This window comes from Dinghuibacter sp. (assembly GCF_035492835.1).
Lineage (GTDB): Bacteria > Bacteroidota > Bacteroidia > Chitinophagales > Chitinophagaceae > Dinghuibacter.
Map to the genome: position 1 here is coordinate 20,804 of NZ_DATJIY010000194.1, position 16,314 is coordinate 37,117.

Below are 16,314 nucleotides of genomic sequence, written 5' to 3' on the forward strand. Positions count from 1 at the left end.
TGCCGTAGCGACGGGCATGTGCAAAAAGTTTACTGTCACTTAACATTTTGTTTAAAAGGATTTCGCAACTTCAGCGCATGAACACAAAGCTGATGTTGTGCGCGGCCGCGTTCCTGGCGACCATAGCCGCGCGCGCCCAAAACGCCGGAAACGCTCAAAACGCCGGAGGCGCCCGGACGGTCCTCCAGGTCCCCGCGACCGCCGAATGGTGCCACATCGATCCCTCCGGCGCGACCGTCCTCCCGAGCGGGCGTCTCGTGACGCCGGCGGGCGAGACCGTCCGGATCACGCGCAGCGCCTTTAGCATCGCGCTGAGCCCGGACGGGAAAACGGCCCTGGTCCTCCACAATGGGGTGATCAGCCTGATCCCCACGGACAGCATCCGGCAAGTCACGCGCATCCCCAGCTATGACCACCGCATTCCGACGGTCATGAAGGGCGCCGCTTTCCTGGGGGCGGCCATATCCCCGGACTCGAAACTCGCCTACCTGAGCGGGGGCGACCGGGGCGACGTCGTCATCCTGGACCTGGCAACCCGGCAAAGGGTAGGGGAGATCAGCCTGAATGGCGACGGCTACCAGGACAGTTTTACCTCGGACCTGCTCATCGACAGCAGCCGCAGCGAGCTGCTGGTGCTCGACCGGGCCAACTTCCGCATGGTACGGATAGACCTGACAACACAAAAGATAAAATCCAGCGTAAAAGTGGGTAGGATTCCTTTTGGTATTGCCCTGAGCCCGGATAAGAAAACAGCCCTGGTGGCCAATGTCGGGTTGTACGCCTATCCGCTGGTTCCCGGTGTGACGCCGCGCAACAAGGACTCGATGATGCTGGACTTCCCGCCCTATGGCGTGGTGACGAAGGAATCGGAAGAGGGCACGGAGGTAAAAGGACGCAAAATCCCCGGTTTGGGCAGCCCCCACGTCCCGGACGCGATGAGCGTATTTACGATCGACCTCGACGCCGACACGGTCATGGACCGCTTCAAGACCGGGTTCCAGATCGGGCAGATGGTCGAAGGCGCGGAGATCGTGGGCGGGGCGAGCCCCAATTCCATCGCGGTGGGCAGCCGGTACGCGTATGTCTCCAACGCTACCGACGACATCGTTTCGGTGATCGACTACAAGGAGCACAAGATGCTGGGCGACATCGCACTGAAGATCGACCCCGCGCTGGATCACTACCGCGGCCTGATGCCCTTCGGGCTTTGCCTGAGCAAGGACGAGTCGACGTTGTACGTAGCCCTGCTGGGGCTCAACGCCGTGGCGGTCGTGGACACAAAAACCGGGGAGACCAGGGGGCTGATCCCAACGGGCTGGGGGACCACCCGTGTCGTCCTGTCCGACGACCAGCAATACCTCTACATCACCTCCGCCCGCGGTTATGGCGCCGGGCCCAACGGCGGCAAGGGTTTTGTAAAGCCGCCCCAGGGCACCTACATAGGCGATATCCAGCTCAGCACGTTCCAAAAGGTAAAAGTACCGGACGGGCAGACCTTAAAAACATACACGGCGCAAGTGCTCAGCAACACGTACAAAAAAGTCGAGGTAGCGGACGACGGCAAAAACCCCCTCCCGCCGCTCCCCGGCCTGCGGCAAAGCCCCATAAAGTACATCGTATATATCACCAAGGAAAACCGTACCTATGACGAGGTGATGGGTCAGCTGGACGGCGCCAGGGGTGACTCCACGATCGCCCGCTTCGGCATCCACATACCGGTCACCCAGCCCTACGGCAAAACCGTGGCCGTGCAGGACGCACTGGTCATGCCGAATCACCTCAGGCTGGCCAAGGCCTTCGCCTTCGGAGACAACTTCTATTGCGACAGCGACGCTTCCATCCACGGGCACCACTGGATGGTGGGCACCATCCCGAACGAATACGTGGAGGTCAATTCCGCCGAAGGCGGCTCCTTCAACGCGTTTTCCAACGCGCCGGGCCGCCGCTTCCCCGGCTCCACGGGCGGCATGGACCCCGAGGACTATAACGAGATCGGCGGTCTCTGGGAGAACATGGAACGGCACCACATCCCCTTTTATAACTTCGGCGAAGCCAACGAATACACCGGCGTTTGGGAAGAATGGAACGAAACGAAGTTCGGGTCGATGCAGCCGGTCGTTTTTCCCCTGCCCAAAGCCCTCTATGACAGGACGTCGCGGACCTATGCCGGGTTTAACACCAACATCCCCGACCAGCTCCGCGTGGACCAGTTCGAGCGCGAATACACCCTTCGCTGGCTACAGGGGAAGGAGACCCTGCCGCGGCTCCTGGTGATGCAGCTGCCCAACGACCACGGCGCGGGGCCACGGCCAAAGGATGGGTATCCTTACCTTCAGTCCTACGAGGCCGACAACGACCTGGCGCTGGGTCGCATCATCCAGTTCCTGTCGCATACCCCTTACTGGAAACAAATGCTGGTCATCGTCACCGAGGACGACGCCCAGGGCGGGGTCGACCATATCGACGCCCACCGGTCCGACCTGATCCTGATCGGGCCCTACGTCCGTCACGGTTATGTATCGCACACCCACGCCAATTTCGGGAGCCTGCTTAAGGTCATCTACAACCTCACCGGGGCGGGGTACGTCAACCAATACGACCTGACTGCCTCGCTTTTGTCGGATTGCTTTACCGATACGCCCGACTACACGCCCTACATGGCGGTTCCCTCCGATACCCGTGTTTTCGACCCCCAAAAGGCCCTCGACCGCTACCACCGGAACTTCGACTGGACAAAGGTCCACCAGGGAGCGCTCCTGGATGACGAGGACGACCAGCGCGAGGAATTCTATAAGGGCCACAAATAAGTGTAGTTTCGACATTAATTTATTAATTTGGGTTCGACATCAACCGCCATTCCGTGTCGGACACCCAAACGATTGCTGCGCTACAGACGGGGAACCGCTTTGCCTTTGAGGCGGTCTTCCATGCCTTTCACCCAAAGGTGTACGGGTATATCCTGCACAAAACGCATTCGTCCTATATGGCGGAGGAGGTGGTGCAGCTTTCCTTTATCAAATTATGGCGCTACCGCGAAAGCCTGGACCCGGCGACTCCTTTGTCCGCACAGGTTTTCCGCGTCGCGAAAACGACCTTGATCGATCAGCTGCGCAAAGAAGCGGTCCGGGCGCGCCTTATCAACGGCGCGCCGGCAACGGAAACCGCCGTGGAACGGCTCGAGGAAAAGGAGCTCGCCGAACGCATTCAGCAAGTGGTCCGCGACATGCCCAGCGTCCGCCAGCGGGTATTCGCCATGAGCCGTTTCAAGGGCATGTCCTATAAGGAGATCGCCGACGACCTGTCCATCTCCGTGCGCACCGTGGAGAATCACATCGCGCAGGCGCTCAAGCAATTGCGACACAATATCCCGTTCCTGTAGGCGACCCGCGACCACCCGCGGCGCGCGACCCGCGACAACAATTTTTAGCAACGACTAGGGGTCCCCCCCGCGCTCAAACGTAGTCTACCATATGCTCACACCCGACCTGGTCAGGCGATTCCTTCAAGGCGCGTGTACGGAGGAAGAAAAGGCGCAGCTAAGGGCCTGGTTCACCCGGTACCCGGAGGCCTGGGATCAGTATTTGACGCTGGAGGAATGGGAGGCATTCGAGCCGGTGGCCGATCCCGGACAGGAGCAGGTCGGCCGCTGGTGGAAAAGGATACGCCAAACGACCGCCGGACGGCCATGGCGCCAACTGACGGTGGCCGCCGGCATCCTGCTCGTGGCGGCGATCGGGTGGAAGCTCTGGACGGGTCGTGCAAGGAGCGATCGACCGGCGGCCCCGGTGGCGAGCGTGCTCCAGCGGCAATTCAACGAGGGCAGGACCAGCCGCCGCCTCTTTATGGAAGACGGCACCACCGTCGACCTCCAGCCCGGCAGCGAAATCCGCTACCAGGAGCCCTTTGCGAGGGGCGGGCGGCGGATCGTGTACCTGGAAGGCGAGGCGTCCTTCGACGCGGCGCAGGACCCGGCCCACCCGATGCAGGTATATAGCGGAGCGCTGGTGACGACGGTGCTGGGGACGTCCTTTACGGTCGAGGCCTACGAAAAGGCGCCCTATATAAGGGTGGCGTTGCACACCGGCAAAGTCCGCGTATCGGTGGACACGGCAAGCGAGCGAAGGACGGGGGCGGCGACAGACGTCGTGATGCACCCCGGCCAGGAGCTCTGGTACAACAAACAAAGCATGCTCGCCACAATCAGAGAACCGAAAAGAAAAGACGCCGCGAAACCATCGACCCCTGGCGTTCCCGACTGGTACATGTTCAACAACCAGTCGCTGGCGCAGGTGTTCGACCAGCTGAGCGAGATGTACGACGTAAAGATTGTGTATAACGACAGTGAAGTGAAAGGGCTGTATTTTATCGCGAAATTTGAAAAGACCGATTCGTTGGAAGAGATCATGCGGGACATCGCGCTGCTCAACGGGCTCACGATCCGCAAACAGGACAATACGTATATCGTCAAAAGGAAATCCCATTAATACATAGGACCAGGGTAAAGGCTCCGCCAAAAAGCGGGGCAGGATACCCGCGTCCCAACCAAAACACGACTTGCACATATGAAAAAAGGATGGCTATGCCTGCTGCTGACGCTTGCCGCACTGACGGCGGGCGCCCAGGAAAAGCTCACGGACGTCAAGGGCATCGTCCAGAACGAAAAGGGAGAAGCGCTCCCGGGGGTCAGCGTGATCGCCCGCAATACGCGTAACAACTTCTCCGCCGGCGCGCAAACCGACGCGGAAGGCGTCTTCGTTTTTCCCAAATTACCATCGAGCGGAGAGTACAATTTTACCTTCACCAACGTGGGGTATGAGGCCCAGACCCTGTCGGGCTATCACCTCAAGCCGGGTACAACGGTCTCCCTGGTGGTAAAACTATCCCAGACGATGACGAGCCTGAACGACATCGTCGTCGTGGGCTACGTGGCGGTAAAGAAAAAGGACCTGACCGGCTCGGTGGGTATCGCCAACCCTGACGATGTTAAAAAGAACGCGACCTATGACGTCGCCCGCAGCCTGCAGGGTCAGGTGGCCGGGGTGACCGTCCAGGGGTCGGGGGAACCCGGCGGTTTTGTCAACATCAAAATCAGGGGGGTGAGCAGTCTGAACGACAACAATCCGCTGTTCGTGATCGACGGGGTGCCCATCATCAACGAGGCGCCCTACGACTTCCCGATCGACGACATCGAGAGCATCCAGGTGCTCAAGGACGCTTCCGCCGGGGCGATCTACGGGTCGCGGGCCGCCGCGGGGGTGATCATCATCACCACCAAAAAGGGGAAGTCCGGTCCGCTCCAGCTCCACTACAACGGTTACTTCGGCTCCCAGAATATCCCAAAGAAACTGCCGCTGACAGACCGGGCGCAGTACCAGAAAATCACCGACGCCGCCGAAACCAACGCGGGGCTGCCGCTGGCACCCGCCAACGATCCGTCGTCACCCGATTACATCTCCACCACCAACACGAACTGGCAGGACGCCGCCTTCAAGACCGGAATCATCCAGAACCACGACGTCAATTTTTCGGGGGGCGGATTGAACACCACCTACAACGTGTCGCTGAATTACTTCGACCAGACCGCCACGGTGCGCGGCGGTCCCGGGGAACCGAAGTACAACCGCTATAACTTCAACGCCGACGTGGAAAGCAAGGCGGGTATCCTGTCCTTTGGCGCCAGGGCCAGCTATACCCAATCGCACAAACAGGACCTGACGTACCCGCACCTCCATCCCAACATCGGCAACGAGATCGTGGACCTGGACCGCGCCATCCCCACGGTACCCGTATACGACACCAGCCGGCTGGGCGGCTTTGGGGGCACCAACCAGATCACCCAAAAGGCGATCGTCCTGAACATCGTCGGGATGAACAACCTCCTCGACAACTACAGCAACAGGAACCGCTTCCTGGGCAATGCCTGGGCGGCCATCGAACCGTTGCGGAACCTGCGCTATAAAATGAACCTGGTCTATGACTGGACGGATACCCGGGACTTCTTTTTCGAGCCCCAGTACGACCTCGGCTGGTATTACCTCAATACGATCGCGTACATGACGGATACCCGGGGCACGCAGTACACGGGACTGCTCGAGAACACGCTGTCCTATCACCTCGAAGCGGGCCGGCACACGCTCGACCTGCTCGCCGGTCAGACCTTCGAAAAGGACGACCAGCAATTCCTGGAAGGCATCGAATCCGGCTTCAACCCGCCCTACTTCTATTCCTTTGGCACGGGAGACCCGACGACGGCGTCGGTCCAGAGCGGGGAGCAAACGGCAACCCAGACGGGTTACCTGGGCCGCCTCAACTACGACTACGACCAGCGCTACCTGGTAACGGTCAACTTCCGCCGGGACGGGTCGTCGAAGTTCAGCCCGCTGAACCGTTGGGGTAACTTCTCCTCCGTGGCCGGCGCCTGGAACATCTCCAACGAAAAGTTCATCCACCTGCCCAAGTTTATCGACTTCGCCAAGCTGAGGGGCGGATACGGTACCACCGGGAACCAGAACTTCCCGTCCGACTATGCCTTTACCGCGTACATCAACTCCAACGCGAACTACCTGTTCGCCACCGTGCCCAACGCCGGTCCCGACCAGGCGCTGGCGCCGGGGTCGATCCAGACGCAGGTCGCCGACCCGACGATCAAATGGGAAACCAAGGTCACGTCGTCGGTCGCCCTCGACCTGACGTTCTTCAAATCGCTGGACTTTACCGCGGAGTATTTTGTCAATACGTCCAAGGACCTGATCGCGCAGCCGCCCATCCCGCTCTCGGTGGGCGCGACCAATACGCCTTATGTGAACGCGGCGTCGCTCCGCAACTCGGGGCTCGAGTTCACCCTGGGGTACAAGAAGCGCATCGGCGCCGTATCGCTCGGTATCAACGCCAACGCGCACACGCTCCACAACAAGGTGCTCAAGCTCGGCGGGACCAACGACCCCATCTATGGCGCCGAAAGCAAGACGGAAGTCGGTCACGAGGTCGGCGAGATCTATGGCTATGTCACCGAAGGCATCTTCCAGAACGCCTCCGACATCGCCAAACACGCCACCCAGCCCAACTCCGCTCCCGGCGACCTGAAGTTCAAGGACATCAACGGCGACGGCGTGATCGACGCCAACGACCAGCAATACCTCGGCAGCGCCATCCCGAAGCTGTACTACGGGCTCAACGTAAACCTCGGCTGGAAGAGCTTTGACTTTTCGATCTTTTTCCAGGGCAACGAAGGCAACAAGATCGTGAACGGTTTGTACCAGACGCTCATGGCGGGTCAGTACACCAACCACTATATCGACGAGCTCAACTACTGGACGCCCGCCAACACCAACACCAACGTGCCCCGGCCCATCATCGGCGACCCGAACGGCAACGACCGGGCCTCCAACCGCTGGGTGCAAAGCGGCGGCTATGCGCGCCTGCAAAATGCGCAGCTGGGGTACACCGTGCCTTCCGGCGCGCTCACCCGCACCCGCATCATCAAGGCCGCGCGGATCTATCTCTCCGGTCAGAACCTCTGGACGCTCACCAAATACCAGGGCTATGACCCCGACATCATCAGCGACGGTTTGTTCAGCCGCGGCTTCGACTACGGTTCATTCCCGAATCCCCGGACGGTTATGGTCGGGGTACAAGTTGGCTTCTAAAAAATAATACTATGAAACGTGTTTTAATATTATGCCTCGTTCTTTGCTTTGGATGCACCAAGCAGCTAACGCAGACGAACCCCAACCAGCAAACGGCGGAAACGTTCTGGAAAACCGCCACTGACGCCCTCGACGCCGTCAACTCCGTCTATGGCAGCCTGATGCTCGACGGCTCCTATATGCGCTTCACGCACGTCATCATCAACACCCGGGGCGACGACGCCACCAGCAACAGCCCGTGGGACCAGATCTACAATTGCGGCAAGTTCGCCGAAAACGTGGATGGGTTCGCCGCCTCGGCGCCCTTTACCGCCTATTACCAGGGCGTCTTCCGGGCCAACCAGGTGATCGAGCAGGTGCCCGCGATCGACATGGACACGGCGCTCAAGGACCGCGTCCTGGGTCAGGCCTATTTCCTGCGAGGCTTGTACTACTTCCACCTGGCCGACATCTATCAGAACGTGCCGATGCCACTCACGATCGCCCAGTCCTCTGCGGATTACTACGCGCACCAGGTCTCCCAGGACTCGGTGTGGATGCAGGTGATCAGCGACTTTACCAAAGCGGCGACGCTCCTCCCCGTGTCCTACGCCAACGTCACCGGCGCCGACGCCAACCAGTTCGGCCGGGCGACCAAAGGCGCGGCCCTGGCCTACCTGGGGAAGACGCTCCTGTTCACCAGGCAATTCGACGCCGCGGCGACCCAGTTCAAGGCCGTGATCGACCTGGGCGTATACTCCCTGGTGCCGAACTACCACGATAATTTCACCGAGCAGGACGAAAACAACAGCGAGTCCATCTTCGAGGTGCAGTTCTCCCGTTCGGTGGGCGGCACCACCCAGGGTTGGGGACCCGGAGACCCGCAATCGGACTGGGCGAAATACGAGGCCCGCGCGATCACCTTCGGGCCGCGCAACTTCGCCTATTGCGACGTACAGCCCACCAAAGCGCTCTACTACGACTTCCTCCTGGAGCCGACGGCGGGCGGCCAGGTCGATCCCCGGCTGTACGCGACGATGTTCTACAATACACCGACGATGACCGTCTATGGCGCGTCTTTCCAGGCAACCTACGGCACCGCCGATTCGGAAGTGTTTTGCCGGAAGTACGAGAACGACGGTTTTGTCAACGCCGAATTCACCTGGCAATTCGCCTCCGGGATCAACTCCCGGCTGATGCGGTACGCGGACGTCCTGCTGATGTACGCCGAATGCCTCAACGAACAGGGGAGCACCGCCGCGGCCTATCCCTATATCCAGCAGGTCCGCGCCCGTGTGGGGCTGGCCGACCTGGCGACGGTAAGACCCAACATGACCCAGGACCAGATGCGGGACCAGCTTGCTCACGAGCGCTTCCTGGAGTTCGGCCTGGAAGGCAAACGCTTCGACGACATCCGCCGGTGGGGCTGGCTCCAGGACCCCACGAAGCTGGCGTGGCTGCAAGCCCGCGACCCGGAGTTCAAGACGTATACGCCGGGTAGGGAATATATGCCGATACCGCTGGCGGAGATAGAGGCGAATCCGGGGGTGTTGCAAAATAAGGGTTGGTGAGAAAGGTCCTGCTGATATTGCTGTTGGTATCCTGCTCGCGCGCGCACCCGTCTGCGCCCACGCCGCCACCGGTGGACACGACCACGACATCCCCGAAGCCCTTCGACATAAACTCCATCGAAGACACCTACGCCGATGTCGTCCCGTTCAACGACTACCCTGAATGGGGCCCGTACAACGTCCATGACCCGTCGATCAAGAAGTTCGGCAACACGTACTATTGCTATTCGACGGACGTCGCCTATGGATTGACCGTGCGGCCCGGCATACAGGTGCGCACGTCGCCGGACCTGGTGCAGTGGACCTTCAAGGGCTGGGTGTTCGACGCGCTGCCGTCCGCGGGCGCGGCCTTTATCACCAACAACGGCGGCGTCCCCAACCAGGCGTTGTGGGCACCCTATATCCTGCAAGTGGGGAGCGAATACCGGTTGTACTATTCGCTGGCCTCGGCCACCGCCCGTCTGAGCGTTATCGGGCTGGCGGTGGCATCCTCCCCTTCGGGGCCGTGGCAGGAGCGGGGCGTCGTGGTCGGATCGACCGCGGGCTCCACCATCACCAACGCCATCGACCCTACCGTCGTCGTGACGCCGTCTGGCGATGAATGGATGTATTACGGTTCCGCGTTCGACGGCATCTACGCGCTCCAGCTGAACCCCACGACGGGGCTGGCGCTGACGCCGGGCGCCAACGGCAAGCGGATCGCCAACCGCGGTTTTACCAACGGACAGTACAACGGCAACATCGAGGGCTCGGAAGTCATCTATGACGCTACGCGCAGCCGTTACTACCTGTTCATCGCCTACGACTGGCTCACCACCAAATACAATGTCCGCGCCGCCTGGGGCGTAAACCCGCAGGGGCCGTTCTACGACTACGCGGGCCAGGACATCAATACCAATGTCGACCACACCCCGATGATCGTCGCACCCTACCGCTTCAACGGCCACGGCGGGTGGCAGGGTACCGCGCACTGTACCGTTTTCTCCGACGGCAACGGGCAGTATTTTATCGCACACCAGGGTCGCCCCGGCGTGGACTACAACTATATGGACCTGCACGTCCGGAAGCTGTTCTTCACCCCCGGCGGCTGGCCGGTCGCGTCACCGGAACGCTACGCGTGGGAGCCGAACGATACTGTCCCGGTCGCGTCGCTGGCGGGAACCTGGGAGCAGATCGACCTCGGCTACCAGGTCGTACCGGGGTATGCTTCGGAGCAGGTGTCCCCCGACTTTCAAAACTCCGTGCCGCTGACGCTGTCTGCCGACGGCACCTTTAACGGGTCTGTCGCCGACACGTGGACCTACGCGGGGCCATGGCTGACGCTGCGCTGGTCGGGTGGGCGCACCGATACGCTGCTGGTGCAATCCGGTCGCGATTGGGAGAATAAGCGCTCCACAATTATCTTCACTGGACTCAATAATACCGGCACCGCTGTATGGGGAAAAAAGGATTGATAGCGCTCCTGCTCTTCGCACTGCGCGCCTCGGCGCAGGCGCCCGTCGGGGTCCCCGTGCACGACCCCGTGATGATCCGCCAGGACAGCACGTACTATGTCTTTTGCACCGGTATGGGCATCACCGTGTGGTCCTCGCCCGACCGGCTCCGCTGGCACAAGGAAAGTCCGGTGTTCGCCACACCCCCCGCCTGGGCCGTGCAGTCGGTGCCCGGTTTCCGGGGGCATATATGGGCGCCGGACATTTCCTTTTACCAGGGCCGGTTTTGTTTGTTCTACGCGGTGTCCACCTTCGGTAAAAACAACTCCTGCATAGGCCTCGCCGTCAATACCACGCTTCACCCCGGCGGCCGCTGGGAGGACAAGGGCATGGTGATCCATTCCATACCCGGCCGGGACGAATGGAATGCCATCGACCCCAACCTGGCGGTGGACAGCGCGGGCGCGCCCTGGTTGGTGTTCGGGTCGTTCTGGAACGGGATAAAACTGGTTCGCCTGCAGGCCGATCTGAATGGCCCCGCCGGCCCCTGGTACACCGTGGCCTCGCGACCGCGGAAGTCCGGCGAGCCCGACACCCTGGCGGGAGAGGGAGCGATCGAAGCCCCCTTTATCTTTCGCCACGACGGCTGGTATTACCTTTTCGTATCGTTCGATTATTGTTGCCGCGGCGCGGCGAGCAACTACCGCGTCGTGGTGGGACGCGCGCGCGCGATCTATGGACCATACACCGACCGCGCGGGGGTACCGATGATCGCGGGCGGCGGAACGCCCGTGGTGGGACCGGACGAACGCTGGCACGGCGCGGGTCACAACGCGGTGGTCACCTTCGATGGCCAGGACTATATTTTGTACCACGCCTACGACGCCAATCAGCACGGTATCAGCCTACTGAGGGTAAATCCGCTCCGCTGGGACGCCGATGGCTGGCCCGCGGCCGACACGGTGGGTGAACGGCTGCCGCAGGCGGTTTTGCAAATTTCACAGGTCTTTGTTAAATAGCGGCAATACCGGCCGAATAGGCATACCTTGCGTGAACCCCGCAGCTCATGCCTGGTCCAAAAACGGTTTCATGAACATCCCCAAATATGGCGCTCCGTCCCTGCATACGGTCCTCAAGAAAAAAGTGAACGAATATTTCGAGCAGACAAAGGTCAAACCAACCGGCAACGCCAAGCTATACCTCAAGTGCGCCATCCTGCTGATTGGGTACGCCGGTCTCTATACGCACCTCGTTTTTTTTACCCCGCATATCGCCATTGCCCTGTTGGAATGCGTCCTGCTCGGATTGCTGACGGCGTTTATCGGTTTTAACGTGATGCACGACGGCGCCCACGGGAGCTTTAGCCGGCGCCATTGGGTCAACCGCCTGGCGGCCCGGACCCTGGACTTCATGGGCGCCAGCAGCTTTATGTGGAACGTGAAGCACAACATGGTCCACCATGCATTTACCAATATCGACGGCGTGGACGACGACATCGACGCCCGGCCTTTTCTGCGGCTTTGCGAGACGCAAAAGCGATTGAAGATGCACCGTTACCAGCACCTGTATTTCTGGGCGCTGTATGCCTTGCTTTATTTCTTTTGGATATTCTATACGGACTACAAGAAATATTTCACCCGCCGCGTGGGTTCCGTGCCCCTGAAGCCGATCCGGTTCCGCGATCATTTGCTGTTCTGGGGTTTCAAGGGAATCTACCCCTTTGTATTTATCCTGCTGCCAATGTACTGTTGCGGGGTTATACCGTGGCTGGTGGGTTACCTGATCCTGGCCAGCGTGGCCGGGTTTACCTTGAGCATCGTCTTTCAATTGGCGCATACCGTTGAAGAAACCGAATTCCCCGTGCCCCTCCAGCCGGCCGGCCGGGTCGAGGACGAATGGGCGCTTTCACAGCTCAAGACCACCGCCAATTTCGCCACTAAGAACCGGTTCATTACCTGGTGTCTCGGCGGGCTGAACTTCCAGATCGAGCACCACCTTTTTCCCAAGGTATCCCACGTCCACTACCCGGCGATCGGGCGGATCATCCGTCAGACGTGCCTGGACCTGGGTGTGCCCTACATCGAGCACCGCCGTATGAGCCTCGCCGTCGCGTCCCACGTCGCCCACCTGAGAAAGATGGGGATGCGGCGCTAGGACGCCTTGTCGGCGAAACGGAAGGTATACCAGTTGGATTCGTTCTGTGACGCCTGCGTTGGCTGACCGCCACGGTTGCCGCCGCCGCCGTATCCGCCGCCGCCAAAGCCGCCGCGCAGGCCACCCATTCCCATCCCCATGCCCATATGCGGTCGCATACCGCCGCCCCCGCCTTGCCGCTGACGCTGCTGTTGCTCACCGGGTAAGGTGCCGACCACGATCCCCACACTAAAGTCGCGCCGGAGCGTTTTGCTGTCGAGCCCGCCGCGTTTGAGCACGGTATACAACGGCACGATCGCCTCGTACACCAATAAGCTATCGCCGGGGTGCGTCAGCGCCACCTTCAGGGGCGTATGCGGGTCGCGGCTGTCGAACTGCCCGTTTTCGATGATCAGGAATCCGGACGTATTGAACACCGCGGAGTCCCCGTTGCTTTCGGGATAGGAGAGGTCGATATGCCGGTCCTGTTTGCCGCCGGGATCGAAGAACACGTCCATCCCCGCCCGGAGGATGCGTTGCTGCATGCGGCTGTCCCGGGTCATGACGACAATGTATAAGTTCTTGTTGTCATTGGTTATGTTGAAGGACAACGTGTGGCGGGGATTGGTAAAACGGAGGGGTTGCGCCCAGTCGTCCGCGCGTCCGTCGGCGGCTACCGGGGTGGATTGAAAATGCCCTTGCGGCGCGCTGCCCTGGGCGCAGCCGGCGAGTACGGCGACGGCCGCTGCGGCTGCCGCAAAAAAAAGTCCCTTCATATAGAAGGGACTTTGGCGCGATGTTCCCGTTTAACGGCGTCGGCGAACTGGCTTTTAATATCGGTCAATTCCCGGGTTGGATCACTTCGTACGCGTCCTGTCCGTCCTGGGATATGGGCGCAAACGCCGTGTTGTTGACGACAAAATAGGTTTGGCCGCTGGCGTCGGTTTGTTGCTGCGCGCCCTCGGGCAGCTCGCTGACCACGGCGCCGACGGGGGCAGGAACGACCTGGTAGCCCTGGTCTGTTTGCACATAGAAAACACCCCCGTAATAATAGTAGGTGTCGTCACCGACCTGTGTCGTCTCGAAACCCTCGGGCAGGGAGCTTACCGTAGCTCCCGCGGGTGGCGATACCGCCGTATAGCCGCCGTTGGAAGGCTCGTAGTAAACGCCGTCGTCGTAGTAGTACGGCTGGTTGGAATAGGTAAAGTAGAACGCGTCGGCCGGCAGGAACGGCAGGAAAAAGCCGAACGGATGCCAGTGCGGTCCCCAGATATACGGGTGATAGGGATGGTAATAGTAGGGGTGTACCCGGTACCCGCCGCCGTGGTAAACATTGACGGGAGCCGCGTAGCCCCTGCCCCTGCTTTCAGGAACGGGGACGCGGGTCGCCGGGCGTGCCTCGACGCGCACCGGCATGGCCGGCGGGTGTCCGAAGTCGTGGTTTCCGTAATTACGGACACCGCCGTTGATCGTTGGGGCAACGGGACGGGGTGCGGGAGCCATGGGGCGCGGCGCCGGGGCCGGGTGAAAAGCGGGCGCCGGGCGGGGAGGCGGGCTTTGGTGCCCGAAACGTTGCGCGTGAGCGGTACCCGCCCATGCAAGAACTATAAATAGTGAGGTCTGAATTTTCATGATAGTTTAACGTTAAGCGGTGAAACTTATTTTTTCTCGGAGCTTTTCCCGGGGCGCTTGCCGCGTGTATTCAGCGCAACCATCTTGATTTTCGTCGCCCGGGGCGGCGCCGTGAAGTCGAAAATGGCGTCGGGCAGGTTGGGGTTGACCTGCCAGTCATTCAGCGAAGCCTCGTACTGGCGGTTCTGACCGCCTTCGTTATATACGATGACGACCTTGGCGGGCAGGAAAAACGCATCGTGGTGGATCCAGAACTGAAAGGTCTTGTCCTTGCCGACGCCGGCGATGTGAAAGCACTCCTTGCCGTTCACCATCGTGGTGCCCAGGTAGATCAGCGTCTTGGCATCCGAAAGGATGTCGTCGACAAATGTGGGGTAGAAGAAATCGGCTACCGGGAAGTCGATCCCGTACAGCTTGTTCACGGTGTCCATCATTTCCACGATGTTCGCCGTCAGGGGAACCTGCCCGTACTGGTTTTTGTCCATCGAATAGTAGCTGAGCACCGATCCGTCATAAAAGAACGACCGCGTGCCCTTGTCTCCGTCGGAACGAACCAGCAGCTTGTCCGGGCCGTGGAGGAAAACCTGTTCTTCATCGGAATGTTTGACGAGCCCCAATTCATGACTGACGACGTCGTAGTTGGCGCTGACCGTGACGCTGCAGGAGCCCAGGTCGCCGATCGTACGGCTCATCTTGTCTAGAATGGCCACCGCCACGGTATCTACCCGCCGCGTTTGAGCCATCGCCCCCGCCCAAAATGCAGGCAGGATTACAAACAGTAGGATTTTTTTATTCATAGTTGGCGCGATTTCAAAAGTTTTTATATCTTCGCTGCACAAATATAAAGAACAATGTCCCGCAAATGCACTTTTAAAAACTATCCCGGCGCCGTCAGCCTTTGGCTGGACGCAGCGGGACCGTGCGGGGCATGCAGTACTCCATTATAACATGAAGTCTACTACGAGCATGATATTGAGCCCCGCATAAACTGCGGGGTTTTTTGTTTATACACCCTCCGGAAATTTTCGATTCATCACCATGTAAACTATACCGCTATGCTCAAGAATTTCGTGTCCAATCCTCAGACAGTCAGAAACCTGTTATCATCATCAAACCAGGATTATGGACACAAGAAGCGCCCGTCAACGGACGAGGCGGAAACAAAAGGACTTCGAAAAACAAATGATCCGGCTGGATAAACGGCAAAAAAGCCTTTGGAAAAAGCGCCAATCCCTCGGATGGGAGCCGCTGCACCCCCCGGTAATGAGGGGGTGGAAACGTAGCTTCGTGCTCAGGGAGGACGTGGCCAGCAGCCCCCGGGCTGCATTCTTTGAAGGCATTTTGCAAAAGATCAATACGACCCAATACAGTCACCGTAAGGATTTTACCGTGAAAAAGCGGTACAGGCGCAAAAAGATCAGGGTGGAAAGGGAGCAAAGACTCCTGAGTCCGCCAACGTATTATATGCGCCGGCTACAGCTGACCAGGGAAGAGTGGACTTACTTCGAATATAAGGAAGCCTGGAATCTCAAGGATAAACGTAAGGACCGCTGGTATGAATTCACGGAACCCTGGCGGTACGTATTGCGGGTCGAAAAGAACATGATCGCCCAGGTCAGGATCAGGGATGAAGCCCTCGAAGCAGAGATCGACCGGTTGGGAAAGGACATTGAACGACAGTGTCTCCGGCCGGCCATTCTAAAAGCCAGGAGCAAGTCATATTGGTGGAGGCGGCGAGAGCGCGGCCTCACGCATAAGGACAAAGCCATCCTGAAAAACATGGAAGAATCATGGCAAAATTACAAATCCGGGGAAAGGACCTGAGAAAGATCGGTTATCCCCAAACCCCCGTGGTCAGCGTGGCCATAGGGGTGATGGAACAGTATTATAAACGGCATTCGCTCGAAGAGGCCCTGGCGG

12 protein-coding genes are annotated in these 16,314 nt (G+C 59.8%); 9 read left to right on the forward strand and 3 right to left on the reverse strand.

Going from position 1 to position 16,314, the window contains the following annotated elements; translation table 11 throughout:
* The first annotated feature begins 77 nt into the window (after positions 1–77).
* The 8 genes from VL547_RS18590 to VL547_RS18625 all read left to right on the forward strand — a co-directional run bounded on the left by VL547_RS18590 (position 78) and on the right by VL547_RS18625 (position 12,783).
* Positions 78–2,807, forward strand: a complete 2,730-nt coding sequence (locus VL547_RS18590) for a bifunctional YncE family protein/alkaline phosphatase family protein (RefSeq protein WP_325580698.1) — start codon at positions 78–80, stop codon at positions 2,805–2,807.
* A 53-nt stretch (positions 2,808–2,860) separates the two neighbouring features.
* A complete protein-coding gene (locus tag VL547_RS18595) occupies positions 2,861–3,379 on the forward strand; it encodes an RNA polymerase sigma-70 factor (RefSeq protein WP_325580700.1) in 519 nt (172 codons plus the stop codon).
* 91 nt (positions 3,380–3,470) lie between these two features.
* Positions 3,471–4,484, forward strand: coding sequence for a FecR family protein (locus VL547_RS18600; RefSeq protein ID WP_325580702.1), 1,014 nt, complete (start codon positions 3,471–3,473; stop codon positions 4,482–4,484).
* A gap of 78 nt (positions 4,485–4,562) precedes the next feature.
* Entirely contained in the window at positions 4,563–7,646 is a 3,084-nt protein-coding gene (locus VL547_RS18605; RefSeq protein WP_325580705.1) for a TonB-dependent receptor, read from the forward strand.
* 11 nt (positions 7,647–7,657) lie between these two features.
* Positions 7,658–9,196 carry a RagB/SusD family nutrient uptake outer membrane protein gene (locus VL547_RS18610; RefSeq protein ID WP_325580707.1) on the forward strand — a complete coding sequence of 513 codons (1,539 nt, stop codon included), beginning with the start codon at positions 7,658–7,660 and terminating at the stop codon, positions 9,194–9,196.
* A complete protein-coding gene (locus VL547_RS18615) occupies positions 9,193–10,650 on the forward strand; it encodes an arabinan endo-1,5-alpha-L-arabinosidase (RefSeq protein ID WP_325580709.1) in 1,458 nt (485 codons plus the stop codon). The genes VL547_RS18610 and VL547_RS18615 overlap by 4 nt, the downstream gene beginning before the upstream one ends.
* Positions 10,632–11,648: a family 43 glycosylhydrolase gene (locus tag VL547_RS18620; RefSeq protein ID WP_325580711.1), complete on the forward strand. Its 1,017-nt coding sequence runs from the start codon at positions 10,632–10,634 to the stop codon at positions 11,646–11,648. The genes VL547_RS18615 and VL547_RS18620 overlap by 19 nt, the downstream gene beginning before the upstream one ends.
* Before the next feature lie 70 nt (positions 11,649–11,718).
* Complete coding sequence (locus VL547_RS18625) at positions 11,719–12,783, forward strand: acyl-CoA desaturase (RefSeq protein ID WP_325580713.1); 1,065 nt, start codon at positions 11,719–11,721, stop codon at positions 12,781–12,783.
* Here the strand turns inward: VL547_RS18625 and VL547_RS18630 are convergent.
* From VL547_RS18630 to VL547_RS18640, 3 genes are all read right to left on the reverse strand, one after another.
* The gene (locus VL547_RS18630; RefSeq protein WP_325580715.1) at positions 12,780–13,538 is read right to left on the reverse strand and encodes a hypothetical protein; all 759 of its coding nucleotides are present in this window, start codon (positions 13,536–13,538) and stop codon (positions 12,780–12,782) included. The genes VL547_RS18625 and VL547_RS18630 overlap by 4 nt on opposite strands.
* Before the next feature lie 64 nt (positions 13,539–13,602).
* On the reverse strand, positions 13,603–14,394 hold the full coding sequence (locus tag VL547_RS18635; RefSeq protein WP_325580717.1) for a DUF6515 family protein: 792 nt from the start codon (positions 14,392–14,394) through the stop codon (positions 13,603–13,605).
* Positions 14,395–14,420: 26 nt separating this feature from the next.
* Positions 14,421–15,191, reverse strand: a complete 771-nt coding sequence (locus tag VL547_RS18640) for a DUF2092 domain-containing protein (RefSeq protein WP_325580719.1) — start codon at positions 15,189–15,191, stop codon at positions 14,421–14,423.
* A 325-nt stretch (positions 15,192–15,516) separates the two neighbouring features.
* Here VL547_RS18640 and VL547_RS18645 point away from each other — a divergent pair, with 325 nt between their 5' ends.
* Entirely contained in the window at positions 15,517–16,218 is a 702-nt protein-coding gene (locus VL547_RS18645) for a hypothetical protein (protein WP_325580721.1), read from the forward strand.
* Positions 16,219–16,314 lie beyond the last annotated feature (96 nt).

Excerpts from the sequence above, each read along its gene's own strand:
- VL547_RS18610 (WP_325580707.1), top strand. The coding sequence starts at position 7,658 with ATGAAACGTGTTTTAATATTATGCCTCGTTCTTTGCTTTGGATGCACC.
- VL547_RS18645 (WP_325580721.1), top strand. The coding sequence starts at position 15,517 with ATGGACACAAGAAGCGCCCGTCAACGGACGAGGCGGAAACAAAAGGAC.
- VL547_RS18635 (WP_325580717.1), bottom strand. The coding sequence starts at position 14,394 with ATGAAAATTCAGACCTCACTATTTATAGTTCTTGCATGGGCGGGTACC.
- VL547_RS18605 (WP_325580705.1), top strand. The coding sequence starts at position 4,563 with ATGAAAAAAGGATGGCTATGCCTGCTGCTGACGCTTGCCGCACTGACG.
- VL547_RS18590 (WP_325580698.1), top strand. The coding sequence starts at position 78 with ATGAACACAAAGCTGATGTTGTGCGCGGCCGCGTTCCTGGCGACCATA.
- VL547_RS18630 (WP_325580715.1), bottom strand. The coding sequence starts at position 13,538 with ATGAAGGGACTTTTTTTTGCGGCAGCCGCAGCGGCCGTCGCCGTACTC.
- VL547_RS18625 (WP_325580713.1), top strand. The coding sequence starts at position 11,719 with ATGAACATCCCCAAATATGGCGCTCCGTCCCTGCATACGGTCCTCAAG.
- VL547_RS18600 (WP_325580702.1), top strand. The coding sequence starts at position 3,471 with ATGCTCACACCCGACCTGGTCAGGCGATTCCTTCAAGGCGCGTGTACG.
- VL547_RS18620 (WP_325580711.1), top strand. The coding sequence starts at position 10,632 with ATGGGGAAAAAAGGATTGATAGCGCTCCTGCTCTTCGCACTGCGCGCC.
- VL547_RS18640 (WP_325580719.1), bottom strand. The coding sequence starts at position 15,191 with ATGAATAAAAAAATCCTACTGTTTGTAATCCTGCCTGCATTTTGGGCG.